The 18483-nt window shown below is 45.0% G+C and carries 19 protein-coding genes and 1 pseudogene; 5 read left to right on the top strand and 15 right to left on the bottom strand.

The window, feature by feature from the left end; all coding sequences use genetic code 11:
* Positions 1-215 precede the first annotated feature (215 nt).
* Both ACHBGV_RS00100 and ACHBGV_RS00095 read right to left on the bottom strand, forming a co-directional pair.
* Complete coding sequence (locus ACHBGV_RS00100; RefSeq protein WP_105122268.1) at positions 216-710, bottom strand: carbonic anhydrase; 495 nt, start codon at positions 708-710, stop codon at positions 216-218.
* Between the two features lie 137 nt (positions 711-847).
* Positions 848-1342: a DUF536 domain-containing protein gene (locus ACHBGV_RS00095; protein ID WP_105111069.1), complete on the bottom strand. Its 495-nt coding sequence runs from the start codon at positions 1340-1342 to the stop codon at positions 848-850.
* A gap of 145 nt (positions 1343-1487) precedes the next feature.
* Here ACHBGV_RS00095 and ACHBGV_RS00090 point away from each other — a divergent pair, with 145 nt between their 5' ends.
* The 4 genes from ACHBGV_RS00090 to ACHBGV_RS00075 all read left to right on the top strand — a co-directional run bounded on the left by ACHBGV_RS00090 (position 1488) and on the right by ACHBGV_RS00075 (position 5787).
* Complete coding sequence (locus tag ACHBGV_RS00090; RefSeq protein ID WP_394735369.1) at positions 1488-2660, top strand: NAD(P)/FAD-dependent oxidoreductase; 1173 nt, start codon at positions 1488-1490, stop codon at positions 2658-2660.
* 9 nt (positions 2661-2669) lie between these two features.
* Positions 2670-3362 (top strand): GNAT family N-acetyltransferase, encoded by a 693-nt coding sequence (locus ACHBGV_RS00085; RefSeq protein ID WP_394732662.1) that lies wholly within the window; start codon positions 2670-2672, stop codon positions 3360-3362.
* Positions 3363-3444: 82 nt separating this feature from the next.
* Positions 3445-4143, top strand: a complete 699-nt coding sequence (locus ACHBGV_RS00080; protein ID WP_394732661.1) for an ATP-binding cassette domain-containing protein — start codon at positions 3445-3447, stop codon at positions 4141-4143.
* Positions 4144-4152: 9 nt separating this feature from the next.
* Positions 4153-5787, top strand: coding sequence for a hypothetical protein (locus ACHBGV_RS00075; RefSeq protein ID WP_394735368.1), 1635 nt, complete (start codon positions 4153-4155; stop codon positions 5785-5787).
* 146 nt (positions 5788-5933) lie between these two features.
* Here the strand turns inward: ACHBGV_RS00075 and ACHBGV_RS00070 are convergent, their stop codons facing one another.
* From ACHBGV_RS00070 to ACHBGV_RS00040, 7 genes and pseudogenes are all read right to left on the bottom strand, one after another.
* Entirely contained in the window at positions 5934-6674 is a 741-nt protein-coding gene (locus ACHBGV_RS00070; protein WP_394735367.1) for a metallophosphoesterase family protein, read from the bottom strand.
* Positions 6675-6778: 104 nt separating this feature from the next.
* Positions 6779-7423, bottom strand: a complete 645-nt coding sequence (locus ACHBGV_RS00065; protein ID WP_257117169.1) for a DUF4352 domain-containing protein — start codon at positions 7421-7423, stop codon at positions 6779-6781.
* 173 nt (positions 7424-7596) lie between these two features.
* Positions 7597-8946 (bottom strand): glucose-6-phosphate isomerase, encoded by a 1350-nt coding sequence (locus ACHBGV_RS00060; RefSeq protein ID WP_394735366.1) that lies wholly within the window; start codon positions 8944-8946, stop codon positions 7597-7599.
* An 81-nt stretch (positions 8947-9027) separates the two neighbouring features.
* Positions 9028-9570 (bottom strand): hypothetical protein, encoded by a 543-nt coding sequence (locus ACHBGV_RS00055; protein ID WP_172021011.1) that lies wholly within the window; start codon positions 9568-9570, stop codon positions 9028-9030.
* A 134-nt stretch (positions 9571-9704) separates the two neighbouring features.
* The gene (locus tag ACHBGV_RS00050; RefSeq protein WP_105122278.1) at positions 9705-10496 is read right to left on the bottom strand and encodes a formate/nitrite transporter family protein; all 792 of its coding nucleotides are present in this window, start codon (positions 10494-10496) and stop codon (positions 9705-9707) included.
* A 63-nt stretch (positions 10497-10559) separates the two neighbouring features.
* A pseudogene (locus ACHBGV_RS00045) lies at positions 10560-11816 on the bottom strand (NAD(P)H-dependent oxidoreductase).
* 15 nt (positions 11817-11831) lie between these two features.
* Complete coding sequence (locus tag ACHBGV_RS00040; protein ID WP_394735365.1) at positions 11832-12434, bottom strand: NADPH-dependent FMN reductase; 603 nt, start codon at positions 12432-12434, stop codon at positions 11832-11834.
* Between the two features lie 117 nt (positions 12435-12551).
* On the opposite strand from ACHBGV_RS00040, the gene ACHBGV_RS00035 reads away from it, so the two are divergent.
* A complete protein-coding gene (locus ACHBGV_RS00035; RefSeq protein WP_394735364.1) occupies positions 12552-12914 on the top strand; it encodes a YbaN family protein in 363 nt (120 codons plus the stop codon).
* Between the two features lie 40 nt (positions 12915-12954).
* On the opposite strand, the gene ACHBGV_RS00030 is transcribed toward ACHBGV_RS00035, so the two are convergent.
* From ACHBGV_RS00030 to ACHBGV_RS00005, 6 genes are all read right to left on the bottom strand, one after another.
* A complete protein-coding gene (locus ACHBGV_RS00030; protein WP_172059154.1) occupies positions 12955-13368 on the bottom strand; it encodes a DUF2871 family protein in 414 nt (137 codons plus the stop codon).
* Between the two features lie 12 nt (positions 13369-13380).
* The gene (hisS, locus tag ACHBGV_RS00025; protein ID WP_394735363.1) at positions 13381-14664 is read right to left on the bottom strand and encodes a histidine--tRNA ligase; all 1284 of its coding nucleotides are present in this window, start codon (positions 14662-14664) and stop codon (positions 13381-13383) included.
* Between the two features lie 107 nt (positions 14665-14771).
* Positions 14772-15473 (bottom strand): hypothetical protein, encoded by a 702-nt coding sequence (locus ACHBGV_RS00020; protein ID WP_105160417.1) that lies wholly within the window; start codon positions 15471-15473, stop codon positions 14772-14774.
* 307 nt (positions 15474-15780) lie between these two features.
* Positions 15781-16902, bottom strand: a complete 1122-nt coding sequence (locus ACHBGV_RS00015; RefSeq protein ID WP_394735362.1) for a PTS transporter subunit EIIC — start codon at positions 16900-16902, stop codon at positions 15781-15783.
* Entirely contained in the window at positions 16887-17081 is a 195-nt protein-coding gene (locus ACHBGV_RS00010) for a PTS glucose/sucrose transporter subunit IIB (protein ID WP_394735361.1), read from the bottom strand. The genes ACHBGV_RS00015 and ACHBGV_RS00010 overlap by 16 nt, the downstream gene beginning before the upstream one ends.
* 76 nt (positions 17082-17157) lie before the next feature.
* Positions 17158-18273 (bottom strand): vitamin B12 independent methionine synthase, encoded by a 1116-nt coding sequence (locus tag ACHBGV_RS00005; protein ID WP_172009830.1) that lies wholly within the window; start codon positions 18271-18273, stop codon positions 17158-17160.
* Positions 18274-18483: the final 210 nt, after the last annotated feature.

Genomic DNA, 18483 nt, shown 5'->3' with positions numbered 1-18483 from the left:
CATCAACTCAGAATGACTGTCAAGCATTTTTACAAAAAAAAGCCGGAAATAATCCGACTTCACAACTCTGCTCTTAGAACCTGTATTAACAAGTAAGGTGCATGTAGATAAGAGATAGTTTTTTGCTGGAATACTGACTGTATTTCGAGAAAAACGAACGCTGAGTAGTAGAAAACTAGCCTTAGCTAAAGATGGCGAGCTATGAATACGGGTTCTTAGCTGACCTCTGTCATCCGACCCGTATCCACATCATAGACCGCACCTGAAATGACCACATCCTCAGGAATGAGCGGTGATTTCCGCAGTAGCTCCATATCCTCACGAACACTCTCTTCCACATCTGTAAATGGCAAGAAATCCTGCCCAGCAACGTCCACACCCAGCTCCCTGTGGATATGCTCCGCAAAAGCCTCATTGGTAAAGGTCTGCGCACCGCAGTCCGTATGGTGGAGAACCACAATCTCCCGCGTTCCCATTTGTTGCTGGGAAATGACTAAAGACCGAATCATGTCCTCAGTGACACGTCCGCCAGCATTCCGCAAGATATGGGCATCCCCTAGAGCCAGCCCCAAGGCCTGGGCAACGTGCAGGCGCGAATCCATACAGGTCACAATGGCCACCTTGGTCTTAGGACGCAAGGGCAAATGCTGGGTTCCATGCAAGTCAACATAGGCCTTATTGGCCTTCATAAAATTTTGAAAATAGGACATAAAGCAACCTCCTCTTGAATAGTTTCCGAAATTTTCAGAAAATTATCTGTTTCTAGCTTACCACAATCACTCTTTTATGTCGCAAAAAAGAGAGCGACAACTTGTCACTCCCGAACATTTCCTAAAATAGGATCCCTCTATTTGCCAAATAATCTAGCAAAAAAACCTTTCGGTTTTACCTCTTCCGCCTGGGCCTTAACCTCGTCTAATTCTAACTTGAGAACTTCCTTGTCCGCCATAGCCTTGGCTGTTAACTGCTGCTGTTGGTCCAGCTGCTTATCCTTCTCCGCAATCTGGATATCCTTGACCCGCAACTGCTCATCTTTCTCAGCCAATTGTTGATCCTTAACCTTGAGTTGGGCATACAAGCGCTCGATTTCTTCATTTTTTCCATCGATGACAATCTCAATCATTTCACGGTGAAGAACTTCGTCGCTGACTGGCTCATCTTCAAAAATCGTGGTCTTGTAAATCTCTTCCAGCTTGACCAGACCCTGACGATTGACCACCGTCACGCCCTTATCATTCTTCTCAACAAACTCATCTGGAAGTGATTTTACCCGGTTATTCATAGCCTGACGGCTGACACCTAAAATCTCAGCCAATTCGCTGACTGTTTTTTCAATTCCCATATTATCCTCAAATACTTGATTTTTCTACTGACTGTATCATTAAAATATTACCATAAGCACCCTAAACTGTCAAATTTAGACCAATAAATAAGTAGAGGGGAGTAACCTGCCAACCAGCTCTGCTATTTTATGATACAATAAAGGCATGAATACAGTAGATACCATTATTATCGGAGCGGGACCTGCTGGCATGATGGCCGCTATTTCTTCCAGCTTTTACGGCAAGAGGACCCTGCTCCTGGAAAAAAACAAGCGTTTGGGCAAGAAACTGTCTGGCACGGGCGGCGGTCGCTGCAATGTGACCAACAACGGCACACTAGAAGACCTGCTGGCTGGCATTCCTGGCAACGGCCGCTTTCTTTACAGCGTCTTTTCCCAGTTTGACAACCACGACATCATGAATTTCTTTCAGGAAAACGGAGTCATGCTCAAGGTGGAGGACCACGGTCGTGTCTTTCCGACTACCGATCGCTCCCAGACCATTATCAAGTGCCTGGAGATGAAAATGTTGGAAAATGGCGTCGATATCCGCACAGGTACGGAGGTGGTATCCGTCCGCAAGATTGACGACCTCTTCCATGTCAAGACCAGCGAGGAAACCTTTACGGCACCCCAGCTCATTGTCACCACTGGCGGCAAGACCTATCCCTCCACTGGCTCGACCGGTTTTGGACACGACATTGCCCGCCACTTCAAGCTGGAAGTCACGGAGATTGAAGCCGCAGAAAGCCCTGTCCTGACCGACTTCCCCCACAAGAAGCTTCAAGGCATTTCCCTGGACGATGTCACCCTGACCTACGGCAAGCACGTCATCACCCACGACCTGCTCTTTACCCACTTTGGCCTATCGGGGCCCGCTGCTCTTCGTCTGTCTAGTTTTGTCAAAGGCGGCGAAACCGCATTTCTCGATGCTCTGCCAACCTATTCTGACCAAGACTTGTTTGAGCATTTAGAAAAGAACAGAGAAAAATCCGTCAAGAATGCCCTTGCTGAACTCATGCCAGACCGCCTAGCCGACTTCTTCGCAGAGAACTACGACTGCAAGGTCAAGCAGGTCTCCCAAAAAGACCTGACTAATCTGGTCTCCCTGCTCAAATCCCTGCCGATCAAGATTACCGGCAAGATGTCCCTGGCCAAGTCCTTTGTGACCAAGGGTGGCGTTGACCTCAAGGAAATCAACCCCAAAACCTTGGAAAGTAAGAAAATTCCTGGCCTTCACTTTGCAGGTGAGGTCTTGGACATCAACGCCCATACAGGCGGCTTTAATATCACCTACTGTCTGGCAACTGGCTGGGTGGCAGGGAGTTTGCATTATTAGGAGGGAACCATGCCTATCAATTCATTCGGCCAAGAAATTGGTATGCCCTTGCCACATTACTCCAGTGGTGAGCGACCAAGTCTGGATATTCTTCAAGGAAAAACAGTCCGCTTAGAAAAACTGGGCCTGCACCATGCAGATGATCTCTATCAGTTTTATGGACCAAATGCCAAGAAAGCTGACTGGACCTACTTGGCCCTTGAACCCTTTGCAGACCGTGACTCTTTTCAAGCCTATTTCCAGACGATGTTGGATTCTATTGACCCTTATTATCTAGCTATTGTGGACCAGGAAAGCCAACAAGCCATTGGTAGCTTGGCACTAATGAATATTGTTCCAAATCACCGTAGCATCGAGGTTGGCTGGCTTATCTTTTCTCCACAACTGCAACGGACCCGACAGGCGACAGAAGCCCACTATCTTCTCATGAACTATGTGTTTGAAGAACTGGGCTATCGACGTTATGAATGGAAATGCGACTCGCTCAACCAAGCCAGTCAGGTCGCTGCCAACCGTCTGGGCTTTACCTACGAAGGTACCTTCCGTCAGGCTCTAGTCTATAAGGAACGCAATCGGGATACCGCCTGGTTTTCTCTATTAGACCACGAATGGCCCGACCGCAAGCATGCCCTTGAAAACTGGCTAAAGGATAGTAACTTCAATGGCCAGGGGCAGCAAAAACAACCCCTATCCTCTTTCTAAATTCAAGTAAAAATCTGCTTGAATTTTTTTGTTTTTTATTGTATGATAAATCCATAACAATATAACAAAAAGGAGATTGGCTATGCAACTGAAATTATCTTCTATTTCCAAGAAATTCGACCATAAAATCATTTTGGAAGACGCTTCTTTTACCTTTGAAAAAGGGAAGATTTACGGCTTGCTGGGGCGGAACGGAGCTGGTAAGACAACCCTGTTTAACTGCATTGCCCGAAATCTGACCTTGGATAGTGGCTCGATTCAGTTTGTAAAGGATGGAAATGCCTTTGACTACGATAATACGGACATCGGATTTACCCAAACCTACCCACAACTGCCTGCCTTTATGACGGCCTATGAGTTTGTCCGTTTCTATATGGATATTCACAAGGATAAGCTCAAATCTCCTCGCAGTCCAGAAGAATGGCTGAACTTAGTCGGTATCGGAGAAGAAGACCAACATCGCCTGCTCAAGGATTTTTCCCACGGTATGCAGAACAAGGTCCAGTTACTCCTGTCTTTGATTGTCCAGCCTCCTGTCCTGCTCTTGGATGAGCCGCTGACGTCCTTTGACCCTGTGGCTGCCCACGAGTTTAAGCAGCTGATTCGAGAAGCTAAGAAGGATTCTGTTATCATCTTTTCCACCCATATTCTTCAGCTGGCTCAGGATCTCTGCGACGAGATTGTGTTGCTCCATCACCATAAACTCCAAGCTGTGCCGACAGACAAGCTCCATGACACGGACTTTGAGCAGGAAATTGTCAACCTACTAACGGAGCAATAGGAGATAGCCATGAAGAAACAAATCAAAGACATGCTGAGCTACACCTGGTACCAGCAACAATTCAGAGCCTACAAGTCGGCCAATAGCCTGCTCTACTACCTACGAAAAATTCCTCTTGTCGGCCATAAAATTCCGGTCAACATCTTCAAAAGTTATGGTTTCAAGAGTTTTCTTTTCTATTTCAACATCATCCTCAGCATCCCAACGCGCTTTTTTGCCAAGTTCTTCTGGTTGGCACTCCACGTGGGCATAGCCGTTCTCTTCCTCAATCTCTTCAGAGGTGAACCTCAGTTTACCCTTGAACAAGAAGACATGTGGACCATGGGCTTTGTCAGCTGGTGCTACTTCATTGGAATAGCCAATCGATTTTTGGGGAGTTTTGACCCCTTTATCAGCCAGCCCGACCGGGAATTCATGACCCATTTCGGCTTATCACGAACCACCTACTTCTATAGTCGTATTTTCTTAGAACCTGTCTTGACTAGTATCTACTACCTGCCCGCTCTGGTAACCTTCTGCCTCTTGTCGGGACAATGGATTTTCCTCCCACTAGGTTTCTTGACCCCCATGGCGCTGAGCTTTTCTGGACAGGCACTCAACCGCTTCATTTTTCAAAAAGGCTTTCGCTACAAACGAAATGGTTGGTCATCTGCCGTCATCGGGATTTCTGGTATCATTCCCTATTTTCTTGCCTTTTATTACAGAGATAGCCTGAGCAACCAGCTGTTTATGGGGCTGGCTGTCTTACTAGGCATTCTCATCCTGGTCAGTCTGTGGACCTTGCTCCAGCCCTATCAGCTGAACAGCTACATAGAATTTTGCATGGACCAATCTGCTATCACCGATAAAAAAATCGCTGGTATCGTGCAGGGTAATGAATACACCCATCAAGGTCTGCAGATGCAGGAGAAACTCAAACTCAAAAAAGGCAAGGACCTTAGTCACCTGTCTGGCATGAACTACCTAAACGCTCTGCTATTTGACCGCTACCGAACCATCCTAGAGAAAAAATCCCTCTTTCGGGTCGGCATTCTGGTCTTAATTTTTGCGACCTTGGAGCTCATTCGGTTCTTGGACCCGACCTTTACGGTTCCTGCCGAGAAAGGATTTCTACCCCTCCTGCCGGTGACCTTTATAGTCATGTATGCCGGCTCAATGGGGAAAACCATTGCTCAAATGGTCTTTGTCAACTGCGACCTTTCCATGCTCCATTACCCCTTTTATCGGGAACCGCAGACCATTATTGCTGGTTTCAACTACCGATTCAAGCAGTCTATCTTCTACAACGCTCGCTTTGCTGTCACCCTCTTTTTAGGGCTTGTCCTCTTTACACGGGCAACATACACTCCTGGCAGCTATCTGCTGACTGCTCTGCTTTTGACCAGCCTGACCGCCCTCTTTTCCTTCCATGACCTCTTTATCTATTATATGTTGCAGCCCTTTACCAAAGACATGGAAGTGACCAACCCTGTCTATAAATTTCTCAGTGGAGCCCTCTACTGGGTGGCCTATCTCAATAGCCGCGTAGATATTGGTTCTCACTACTATGTCATCGGCGTGTCATGCCTTCTCCTGCTCTACGTCGGCTTCGGCTATTTCTTTCTCTTGAAAAAGGCGCCACAGACTTTTCGGTTGAAGACATAATACCTTCTGCAAACAACTCTCGTGACCACTCAGACTTTTTAGACAATTTTATCTGAATACACAAAAAGGCGACCACAATCGCCTTTTTTAATATGTCTATTTACAAAATCTTGTTCTCCCCTGTTTCACGGTGGAGCTGATAAAAACTAATCTTCTATCTGCAACTGGAATCGGGTGTGACCGACCACATAGTCTTCGATTGGCCCGTCTTGATTGCAGACCAGACCATGGAGGACACCGCCATAGATAGCACCGCCATCCATGCCAATTTTTCCATCACCACTGTCCCAAATCTGACTGATTCGCGTCTTAGTTCCAAACAAATTATAGACTGGTGTATGGCCGAAAATAATCCACTTGCCAGTTTCATTAGCTGCCTCGTGGAACTTGGATCGCAACCAAACCATGTCATGCTCACTGGTTTCCCGCCAATCATCCAAGGTCAGGTCAACCCCCGCGTGAACAAAGATATAGAGCTCCGTTTCTAGATAGTAGGGACAAGATTTGAGAAAGTCAATCAATTCCCCATATTGCTCTGAAACCTGATGGGCATCCACCATACCATCCACCGACGCATCCAAGGAACGCCCCAGCAATGAATTGATGGTCGTATCACCACCATTTCTCTGATAATGGTCATAGCGGTCCTGTGGGTCCCGCAACCAGGCCAGGAACATCCGCTCATGATTACCTGTCAGGCAAATGGCTCCCTGATTCTGCACCAAATCCATGACCAATTCCAAACAAGCCTTGGAATCCTCACCCCTGTCAATTAAATCCCCTAAAAAAATCAATTGCTGACGCTCAGGATTCCACTTCTGCAACAAATCAACCAAGAGTTGATACTTGCCATGAACATCCCCGACTACAAAATACTCTGGTTTCATAGACCTATCTCCTTGTAAAACCATTGTACCATAATTTTAGGCATAAGAAAAACCGACCAAGCGGCCGGCAATGAGAAAGAGACTAGAGTTATGCCTCTTGATTGTTATTGTAGGTTAATCAAACCAGTCTCTGTACCCCAAAATCCAGTTTGTACTTTGAGTTGGATACTTGGATCATTTGCTGTCTCTTCTGTAATATCAAAGATGACATTGCCAGTAATGGTACTCTCTGGATTTACCTCAGAGAGGAAGAAATTTGCATCTTGATTAGCAAATAGACCCGCTGACGAATCTGTCTCGTACTCCACTTCACCTTTTAACAAAGTAAAGAAGTCATCTGTTACTGTAATGGCTTTAGTCCCATTATTTTTTACGGTAACATTGAGCAACAAGAAAACTCCATTTGCATTTTTACCAAATTCACCACCAACATTAGTGACAATTTCTTTTGAATTTACAATATAGGTTACATCACCAACTGGTACTTCTTGCCCAATGCCATAGGTCACCTCTGCTGGCTTCTCCTCTGCTTTTTCTGAGCTACTTGCTGGAGTCTCCGTATTTGCCTGGCTTGTTTCCTGTGTTGAAGGTTGGCTTGAGGTTGTTGTTCCCTCTTTACCGCCGCCAAGTGCATTGCCTAAAGCTCCAAGTACAATTAAACCTGCCAACACGATAAACCAAATCCGTTTGTAAAATGGTTTCTTCTGTACATAGACATTGCCATGCTCATCCCTAATTTTCTTTGCCATAATAGCCTCCTAAAGAATGTTATATGTCCATTATATATATATATATATCGGTTGTCAATAGATAAATGCAAGAAAATTTAGAGAAAAATTACTTTTTTAGACAATAGACACCTAGACACACAGACAGGATTTGAGGCATAAGAAAAACCGACCAAGCGGCCGGTTCATATTCATTACAAACGTGCATTCAATTCTGCACCGAGTTCTTCAAATCCTGGCTTGCCAAGAAGAGCGAACATGTTTTTCTTGTAGGCTTCTACACCTGGTTGGTCAAATGGGTTGATGGCATTGAGGTAACCAGAGATAGCAATTGCCAACTCGAAGAAGTAGAAGGTGTAACCAAGTGTGAACTCATCTTGTTGTGGAAGAGTGACAAACATGTTTGGTACGCCACCGTCTGTGTGGGCAAGAAGTACTCCGTCCGTTGCTTTTTTGTTTACAAAGTCAACGTCTTTTCCTTGCAAGTAGCCAAGACCGTCAAGATCTTCTGCCATGTCAGGAATCAAGATATTTTTTCTTGGTTTGTCAACACGAACTACTGTTTCAAAGATATTGCGGTTTCCTTCTTGGATAAATTGTCCGAGCGAGTGCAAGTCTGTTGAGAAGTTAGCAGATGTTGGGTTGATACCTTTTTGGTCCTTGCCTTCTGACTCACCAGCCAATTGTTTCCACCATTCGCTGAAGTATTGAAGTGATGGCTCATAGTTTGCCAAGATTTCTGTTACATAGCCTTTTCTGTAAAGAATGTTACGAACAGCTGCATATTGGTAGGCTTCATTATCGGCAATTTTATCTGATGTGTAAGTCGTACGAGCTGCGTTTGCACCTTCCATAAGGGCATCAATATCTGCACCAGCTGCCGCGATTGGCAAAAGACCAACTGCAGTCAAGACAGAAAAACGACCGCCGACGTCATCTGGAACAACGAAGGTTTCCCAACCATTTGCGTCCGCTTCAACCTTAACTGCACCTTTTGCCTTGTCAGTTGTCGCATAGATACGCTTATTAGCTTCTTCTTGACCGTATTTTTTCACAAGCAATTCTTTGAAGACACGGAAAGCAATGGCAGGCTCAGTTGTTGTTCCTGATTTAGAAATCACGTTAACTGAGAAATCCTTGTCAGCAACATAATCCACCAAGTCAGCAAGGTAGCTTGATGAGATAGAGTTTCCAGCGTAAAGGATTTGTGGAGCGTTACGCTCTTCACGAGTTTGCAAGTTAACAAAAGAGTTGCTCAAGAAATCAATGGCTGCTTTAGCACCGAGGTAAGATCCACCGATACCGATAACCACCAAAACTTCACTTTCATTTTGGATCTTTGCTGCTGCTTCCTTGATACGTGCAAATTCTTCTTTGTCGTAGTTTTCTGGCAAATCCAACCAGCCGATAAAGTCGTTACCAGGACCTGTTCCTTGACGGAGCATTTGGTCAGCTAGAGTAACTTGTGGTTGCATATAGTCTACTTCTTGAGCACCAACAAATTGGCCCAAGACTTTTGAATAGTCAAATGTAATATGTGTCATGTCATTCCTCCATTTATGTACCATAATATGATAACGCTTTATCATGTTTTTTTCAAGGGATTTGTGAATTTTCATTCATTTTCATGAAATGGTTTGCGCTAGACCTGCTTTTTGATTGGATTTCCGATGATTTTTAGCGAATATCTTGTCTGACAATGTCTCACCCTCTCCCAAGACAGTGATACATTTTGGCAGGCAAATGGATAGTAGATAAAAAGGGAGCAACACTAGATACCAAATAAACATAACCTCAAAAATAAAGCGGGAATTGTTTCCTCTTTGAACATAGCGCTTCCTGTATTCTTCTTTCAAGGAAAAGTGAGGAATGTAAATATGGAAGGAAACTGGGTGTTGAATGAACATCTTAACCATCATGCGAAGTAAAAAATTCATTGCCACCAGAACCGTCTTGCCCTCATGCTCCAGGGCATAGGCCCTGTCAATATAAGTCTGACGGTAGCCCTTATCCTTAATAGGCCGCGGCACAGACTTCCTCTCTTCTTTGGTCAAATGGCTGACGCTCGAATTGTCATACTTGATGTCAGACATCTCTAAGTCTACGATGGCTGACGACTGTTTCGCAAGGGTCGATTTTCCCGTACCAGGAAAGGCAAAAATAAACATAGAATCTCCTCCTTTTCCCAGTAGAATAGCAGAGTAGACTAAAAAATACCTTAATGTAAATACATTATAGGCATTTTAGAGTATTTTTCAAGACCTATTTGAAAAAATCGGTATGGGGTCTGAGAGCTTGTTTTCTAACCTTCCTTATGCACTGTTTTGGTCTCATTGAGCCAAGCATAGGCAATCCCGATAAAGAGACCCCCACCTATCCAATTGCCAAAGAAAACTACGGTCCACTGGCGAAGAATATTGACCAAATCAAAACCTTTGATGTTGTCAACAGGGCTAAATCCAGCCAGCGAAAAAGAAGCAAAGTTGGCAATCAAGTGCTCATTGATGAGGAAAACAAACATGAAAATGGCAGATAGGGCCACAAAGAACTTGGCAGATTCCTCCTTCAGGAGCATATATCCCATAATAGCCATATTGACAAACATATTGGCAGTAATGCCCTCGATGAAGTTCATCCAATCTGTCTTGGCCAACTTGAGCTGGACCGCATTGATTACAAAACTCTTGTCTGTCAGTTGCTGGAAGGAAAAAGATTGATTGAATAGATAGGCCAAGACAATAGCACCAATCAAGTTAAAGAAGGTACAATAAAGCAATATCGTGCAGACCTTCTTCCAGGAAATCTGCTTGTAGTAGCCTCCTACTGTTAGATACATCATATTGGATGTCGCTAATTCGCCATTGAAAATCAAGACAAAAATCAAGCCGATAGCAAAGATAAAGGTAAAGACAAAGCGAGCCAGGGCCGGAAATTGGCTAGAAATGACATCCGCACCGATAATTCCCACAGCCGTTGACATGGTCAGATAGGCCCCAGCAAACATGGAACGCAGGGCATACCGACCCAAACTCTCATCAAAGAGAGCCTCTTTTTTGGCACAAGCCGCACCGATTTTCTCCTTAAAAACTGTCATAATCTCCTCTTTCTAATAAAATAAGAAAGGAAAAGTGCCCTGATGGCACCTTTCATTACAAATCTAATAGGCTTCTGATGCACCAGAGCTTGCATCCACATCGGAAGCAGCTGGAGCTGGAGCAGCACCTGCATCCGATGCACCGGATGTCGCATCGACATGGGCAGCTGCATGACCATGACCAGCAGCTGGCATAGCCTTACCGCCAACCAACTGTTGACCAGTTTCGTTGAGGTACCAATCCAACCATGGCTTGAAGTTGAAGATAATCTCGTTGATACCTGCAAAGGAGCCATCCGGATAGTACATAGCCTGATAGTTGTGGGTATTGATAACTTCTGGCGGTGTACCTGGAACAATGGTCCGAACGTATTCTTGGTTACCGTTACGGAGCGTTCCAACAACCCACTCCACGTTCTTCATGCGAGCTGGTGGCAGGGTGCCGTGTAGGGTTGCCAAACGACCGCCGACATGCTCTGGCAGACGTTTTCCAAGCATGGTTTCAGGATCTTGGTGAGCGGCATTATAGTAGAGGAACTGGTTGTTATCGTCTGTGAAAGTCAATTCAAAAGGCATGGCCTTGAGGAATTGATTGAGCTGATTAACCGTCAGTAGACCGTTGTCCAATTTGACATAGGTGTCTCCTTCAACAGCTCCAACCTGGGCAGCAGCCTTCTCCAACCAGTTTGGATCATCTGGGTCAATGCCCTGAACAGTCGTTGCAATTGGCTTACCGCAGTAAAGATCTTCTGGTTCAATTGGTTTTGGTTTTTTCAACTGAGACACTACTCCTACATATTTGATAAAGTTATCGAGACAGCTTTCTAGGAATTTCACTGTCCCCTCATTGATGATATTTCCTTTCTCATCAAAGGCCTCTTTTGCCTTGCCAAGTAGGAATTCATTTCCTGGAAGGGTATAGGCATTGACACCTGGAGCATCTAAAATCTTACGGAGATGGACCTGGGCACGGGATGTTCCTTGGTCATAGTAAGAAGCACCGACAATCATGACAGGCTTATCTGTCAGTGGGTGGAGCTTGAAGGACAACCATTCCAAGGTGCTCTTGAGGGCTGGTGTAATCGTATGGTTGTGCTCTGGTGTTGCAATGATGACACCGTCTGCACGAGTAATCTTATTGTACAAATACTGGATAGCAAAGCAGTCCGATTAGTCTTCATCTTGATTGAACATCGGAACATCCTTGATTTCCAAGACTTCTAGTTCAAACTTCAACTTAAATTGACGGCGGATATATTCCAAGAGCATACGGTTGTATGATTGGTCCGCATTTGATCCTACAATACCAACAAATTTCATCTTTTCGTCCTCTTCCTATAAACTTTCCCAGTCGAAATTCTCTGCCTCTTTGTGCAAGAGTTCCTTGGCATGAGACAATTTTCCAGTCATTTTCACAAATAAGCGGTAGTCGTCAAACATAGCCTCCAATTTTTGGATTGTTTCAATATCCACTAAATGACCTTTCTTATCAAAGGCAGTCAGGGAATTTGACAAGAGAAACTCATCAGGCAAAACGCTGGCTTTGAGCTCAGGAGCATTCAAAATCTGACGTAACTGCAACTGGGCACGGGAAGAACCCAAGGTACCATAAGATGCACCTGTAATCATAATCGGCTTGTTCAACAAGGGATAGATGCCATAAGACAACCAAGCCAAGGTATTCATCAAAACTGCTGGAATAGAGTGGTCATATTCGGGTGTTCCAATGATAACCCCTTCTGCCCCTTCAATTTTCTTAGCCAATTCCAAGACAGCTTCTGGTAATTGACGGGTGGCAGGCTTGTTAAACATTGGTAAATCCTTAATTTCTACCAATTCTATTTCAGCCATCTCGCTAAAATGTGTAGCCATGAACTGCAATAATTTCCTGTTGGTGGATACGGCGGAGTTTGTTCCAACCAATGCAATCAATTTCATCTTGGTCCCTCTTTTCATCGTATTTGTGACAGAAATCACGTTACCTCATTGTGATAACGTTTTCTTTATTAAAATGCAAGTCTTTTTTTCATTTTCCTTTTATGATACAATCGTAACATGAAAAAATATCTCTATTTTCTTTCCGGCTGCCTCAGTTTGCTTGTCGGAGTCATCGGCATTTTCCTGCCCATCCTCCCTACCACTCCCCTGCTACTCTTGGCTGGCTTTTGCTTTGCCAATAGTTCAAAGAAGTTTGAAACCTGGCTCAGGACAACCAGGCTTTATCAATTTTATGTCGCTGACTATGCGGAAACCAAGTCTATCAGCAAGAGTCGGAAAAAACGAATTATCCTGCAAATTTACATCCTCATGGGGATTTCTATCTATTTGGCCCCACTCCTATCAGTCAAAATCCTCTTAGTTGCTTTGACTATTTTCATTACCTACTATCTCTTCTTTATTATTCCAAATAAACAATAAAAGCAAGTTCCAAAACGGAGCTTGCTTTACTGTTTATATGTTAATTTTCAGCTACTTTTTTCAAGGAAAGGAGTAGACTGATAATACCAACTGAAACCAGGATATGGCTGATACCTGCCAAGCCTGCAATACTAGCATTGACGGCTTTTGACAAATCCATTTCTAGAACCTGGGTCATACCGCGAACAGCCAGCATGATAGCAGAAAGAGGCAAGCCGATGTGGTAGGTCACTAGGAAGACACGAAAAGACTTGATTTTTTCCAGTTCATGGCGCTGGGCAAAGAGCGCCACAATCATAAAGAGGAACATGCCCAATGTAAACAGGTGGGTGTGAACCAAATTAAGAGATGTCTGACCAGTAAAACCGGTTAATTTGATGATCTCACGGTAAGCAAGACCGCTGAGAAGACCTGCAATAGCGTAAATTAAGGCGATGTTGATGTATTTTTTCATCCTCTACCTCCCCTACTCTGCTCCAAGTTCTGGCAAGAGGCTGGCAAAATCATTTTTGATGGTATCCAGGCTAGTCTTGACTTCCTGGCGGGTCTGATTATTCTTGACAGTAATCTGGCCGCTTTCCAGCTCGCTTCCACCAAGGGTGATGATGTATTTGGCACCAAAGACATCCGCAGACTTAAATTGGGCTTTGAGCTTGCGGTCTAGGTAATCACGCTCGGCAGACAGGCCTTGCTTGCGGAGGGCTTGAACCAGCTCCAAAGCTCCGCCATTGGCCTCCTGACCCAAAACAGCGATATAAACATCCAGAGACTGGTCAATCGGCAGCTCAATTTCCTGCTTGTCAAGGACCAAAATCAGACGCTCAATCCCCATACCAAAGCCAATACCTGGTGTCTCAGGTCCATCGAAATAACTGACCAAGCCGTCATAGCGACCACCAGCACAGATAGTCAAATCATTGCCCCCCACCTCGGTGATGAACTCGAAAATGGTATGGTTGTAATAGTCCAAACCGCGAACCATATTCGTGTCAATGACATAGGTGATACCCAGGCTGTCCAACATAGACTGGACCCCTTCAAAGTAGGCCGCGCTCTCTTTATCCAAGTAATCCAAGATAGACGGAGCATTTTCAACTGCCGCCTTGTCCTCTTTTTCCTTGGAATCCAGCACGCGCAAAGGATTTTCCTCCAAACGGCGCTGGCTATCCTTGGACAACTGGTCCTTGAGCGGTGTCAGATAATCAATCAAGGCCTGGCGATAGGCCGCACGACTCTCTGGGTTACCCAGGCTGTTAAGGTGAAGGGTGATGTTTTGAATCCCCAGTTCCTCAAAGAAATGATAGGCCATGGCCATGATTTCCACATCCGTCGCAGGATTGTTGGAACCAAAACACTCCACACCAATCTGGTGGAACTGGCGCAGACGACCAGCCTGAGGACGCTCATAACGGAACATTGGGCCCATGTAGTAAAACTTGCTTGGCTTTTGCACTTCTGGAGCAAACAACTTGTTTTCCACATACGAACGAACCACCGGGGCGGTCCCTTCCGGACGAAGGGTAATATGGCGGTCGCCCTTATCATAGAAGTCATACATTTCCTTGGTCACGATGTCCGTCGTGTCGCCAACAGAACGGCTGATAACCTCGTAATGCTCAAAAATCGGCGTGCGAATCTCTGCGTAATTGTATCGCTTAAAAATACTGCGGGCAAAGCCTTCCACATACTGCCACTTGACCGTATCCTGTGGCAATAGATCCTGGGTTCCCTTAGGTTTTTGAAGTTTCATCTCGTCTCTCGTTTCTACAGTTTGTTTCCTATTTTACCATATTCCCAGGCTTTTTGGAAATGGCAGAGCGAGCAAAAAACCATGTCTGCTTGACACGGTTTCCACTGCTATTTCTTATCAACGATGACAAAGTTGAGGTCATCCAGAGATAAATCAACTTCTAACTTTTCATCGGAATTTAAATTGAGTAGACTTTCAAGAGAATTTTCCGCAAAGCCGACCACCTTTTCCTGACGTTCAGCGTCATTCAGGACATACTCACTGGTCTTGTAAATTGCCTCCTGGGACTTATCAGACAGAAATTCTTGCGCCTTTTGTCCGGCAGTAAAGACATCGACAGCCTTGTCAATCAAACCATTGCTATTATTGGAAATCTTGATTTCCCCATGTTGCTGGGAGTCCACCTCAACAGTCAGAAAATTTTTGAAGGTCAAGGTATTGTCCTCAATGCGAATATCATCCTTGGTCAAGCCTTCCAAATCCAGCTTAAACTCGGTCTGGATAGGAATCTCGACCGACATTTCTCGTCCGACAAAGAGCTTGGTGATAGGCTCTGTCCAGTCTGGCCACTCCTTCATTTTATTGTTTTCAAAGGTATGATTGGCAGTCGTTTCCACATCTGCACCTGCCACGATCAGCTTGGTCTCCTGCTCAAACCGCTTGATGACAAATTCATACTGGACCGTATGAGTGCCTCGGAACCAGGCAAAGATGCTATTTCTAAACCAGATGACACCAATTACTAAGACCAATAAAACAACCAAGAGGCTCGCCAACTTTTTAGCAAAAAATTTTCCAACTGTCTTCATACAGTTCTCCTTAAAAGTAGTTAATATGGATTTCTCCTTACAACCATTATATATATCATGTCAAGTATTTTCTGATGTTATTGTAAAAAATTTTGCCAACCTGTGCAAGTCCTTTTTCCCGTAAAGAAAAAGCGGTTTGCACCACTTTTAGGAGTTGTGTTTACTAGTTAGGTACATTTAGATATGAGATAGTCTTTTGCAAGTCAAGGCCGTTTGAGCTGGAATACTGACTGTATTTCGAGAAAAACAACGCTGAGTGGTAGAAAACTAGCCTTAGCTAAAAGTGCCGAACAGTGAATACAGGTTCTTAATCTTCCTTATAGAGAACAAAGGTCACCACAAAGGAAATCAGAACGGAAATGACCAGGCCGGCTACCGCTGTATAAAAATACTTGAGCGTGTCCTCACCGATATAGGCAGCAATGGTCAAAAGCCCTGGAGAACCACCAGAAAAATTGCGAGCCCCCATAATCCCCATAAAGAAACCACCAATACCACCGGCAACCATGGTCCCAATCAAGGCAGGACGGTGACGCAGGGTCACACCATACAGGGCGGGCTCAGTGATACCAAAAATCGCGGTAATACCAGCCGATGAAGCCAAGGCACGCTTATTGACATCCTTCGTTTTCAGTGCAATAGCTAAAGCTGCCCCACCCTGGGCCACATTGGACGGAAACATGCCAGGCTGAGCGATGGTATCATAGCCAATGGTCATGCGGTTGTTGATGCCAATCGATACTAGACCGTAGTGGGTACCAGTCATCACCAAGAAAGGCGACACTGTTCCTACAATAGTTGGCACAACCCAAGGACCAAATTCTTCCAACCAGAGGAAGAAGGCACCCAGCCAATTGCCCACAATAGTACCAAGCGGCCCCAGCACAATCAGAGTAACCAGGGCAGTCACCAGAGTTGTCAAGAGTGGAACAGAGAAGAATTTGATAGCCTTGGGCGAAATCTTATCCGCAACTCTTTCCACATAGCTCATGAACCATACTGCTAAAATTACCGGAATAACGGTCGAAGAGTAGCTTGATAGGGTAATCGGAATGGAGAAGAAATTCAGACCCGCCCCAGCCTCCTTGGCCGCTGTCACCAAGGCCACAAAGCTAGGGTGGAGCAAAATCGCCCCGATTAACATCCCCAGCTGCTGATTGGTCTTAAACTGTCGGGCAGCCGAGCCGCCAAGAAAGATAGGCAGGAAGAAGAAGCCAGCATCCCCAATAAAGTTGAGAATTTGATAGTTGGTATCATCAGCAGCCACCACACCAAACACCGTCAGCAAGGACAGCACAGCCTTGATCATCCCGGCTGCCGTAATGACTGGCAAAATCGGGGTAAAGATACCTGAGATAGTAGCCAGAACAGTCGCAAAAATTCCCTGCTTGCTCGAAGCTTCTTGGTCTGCGACTACTTGTTCTTCCAAATCCTCTGCCAAAGGACGATAGACCGGGCCACGTCATTTCCGATAATAACTTGGAATTGACCACCCTTATCAATCACACCCAAAATACCCTCTAACTGTTCCAGGCCAGCTTGGTCTGCCTTAGACTTATCCACCAAGGTAAAACGCAGGCGTGTCGCACAATGGGGCAGACTGGACACATTGGCCTTGCCTCCTACACCTTCTAAAATCGCTCTTCCTAAATCCCTATGACTCCTCCTATCTCCTTTTTCTCTCCTAATTTCCCCAGACCTTGTCCGTAATCGTCTTAATCAATTGTAATTTTTTCCACTCGTCTTCCTCAGTCAGAATATTTCCTTCTTCCGTAGAAGCAAAGCCGCACTGGGTTGAGATGCCAATGTTCTTGAGTGGAATCAATTTCGCTGCTTCTTCAATACGGGCAACCACCGCGTCAATATCCTCTAACTGAGGATCTTTAGATGTAACCACACCCAGCACCAATTCGACATTCTCACGGCCATTCCAGATGTCCACAATTGGTGAAAAATCGCCTGAACGCTCATCGTCATATTCTAAGAAGAAGATATCATAGTTGAGTTGACCCAGATACTTGGCAACCGTCTGGTAGCTTCCTTCAAAAAGGTAGGTTGACTTGAAGTTGCCTCGACAGATATGGGTCGCCACCGTCAAATCCTCTGGCAGGCCCTCCAAAGCCTTATTGATCACGTAGACATCATCTTCAGCAATCTGCTCAAATTCCGCCCGTTTTTCCTGTTGGTCATGATAGGTCTCCAATTGCTGAATCAAATAAGCCCAGGTTGTGTCGTCCAATTGAACATAGCGGGCACCCAGATCATAAAAATGCTGAATGGTATCATGATAGGCTTTTGCCAAACCGTCTAGGAAATCACTCCAATTTTCGTAGTAATCCGCATAGAGATCGCTGCGATGGTCACGCTTGATAACCAGTGACGGGCTTGGAATAGTCACCTTTGGTGTAACTCCCTCAGGCACGATAGACTGAAGGTATTGGAAATCACGGTAAAACGGGTGGTCTGGATTTTCAGCTACCTTGCCATTGAGGCGGACATTGGTCGTGCGAGTCTTAGCCCCGTGAAACTTGTAAGAATCCTCCTGCAAGTAAGCTTCGAACCCTGTCAATTCCCAGAGGAAGTCCAGGTGCCACCAAGAACGGCCGAACTCGCCGTCAGAAACTACCTTGAGCCCATTGTCAACCTGGTGATGGACCAATTCAGCGACCAATTTGTCCTGAATAGCGAGCAGGTCTTCGTGGCTGATTTTGCCTTGGGCGAATTGCTCACGGGCATCCTTCAAAGCTTGTGGACGAAGATAAGAACCGACATGATCGAAATGGTAATGTGTTTTTGACATGATGAAAACTCCTTGAAAAATTTTGATAGTTTCATTTTATTCCCAAAAGCTATAATTGTAAAATATATATTTTCTATACATTTCGATAGTTTTTTGCTATATCTGACCATTCACCTTGCTTGATGGCAAAAAATGGTAAATTCTCAAAGTAAGTTCTAGTTCTCTTTCTTTCAGAAGTTACTTTGAGAAAACTGCATAACATCAACAGAA

Origin of the sequence: Streptococcus sp. A34 (assembly GCF_043674115.1) — a bacterium.
GTDB lineage: Bacteria > Bacillota > Bacilli > Lactobacillales > Streptococcaceae > Streptococcus > Streptococcus suis_V.
This window is presented reverse-complemented; position numbering and strand designations above follow the sequence as displayed.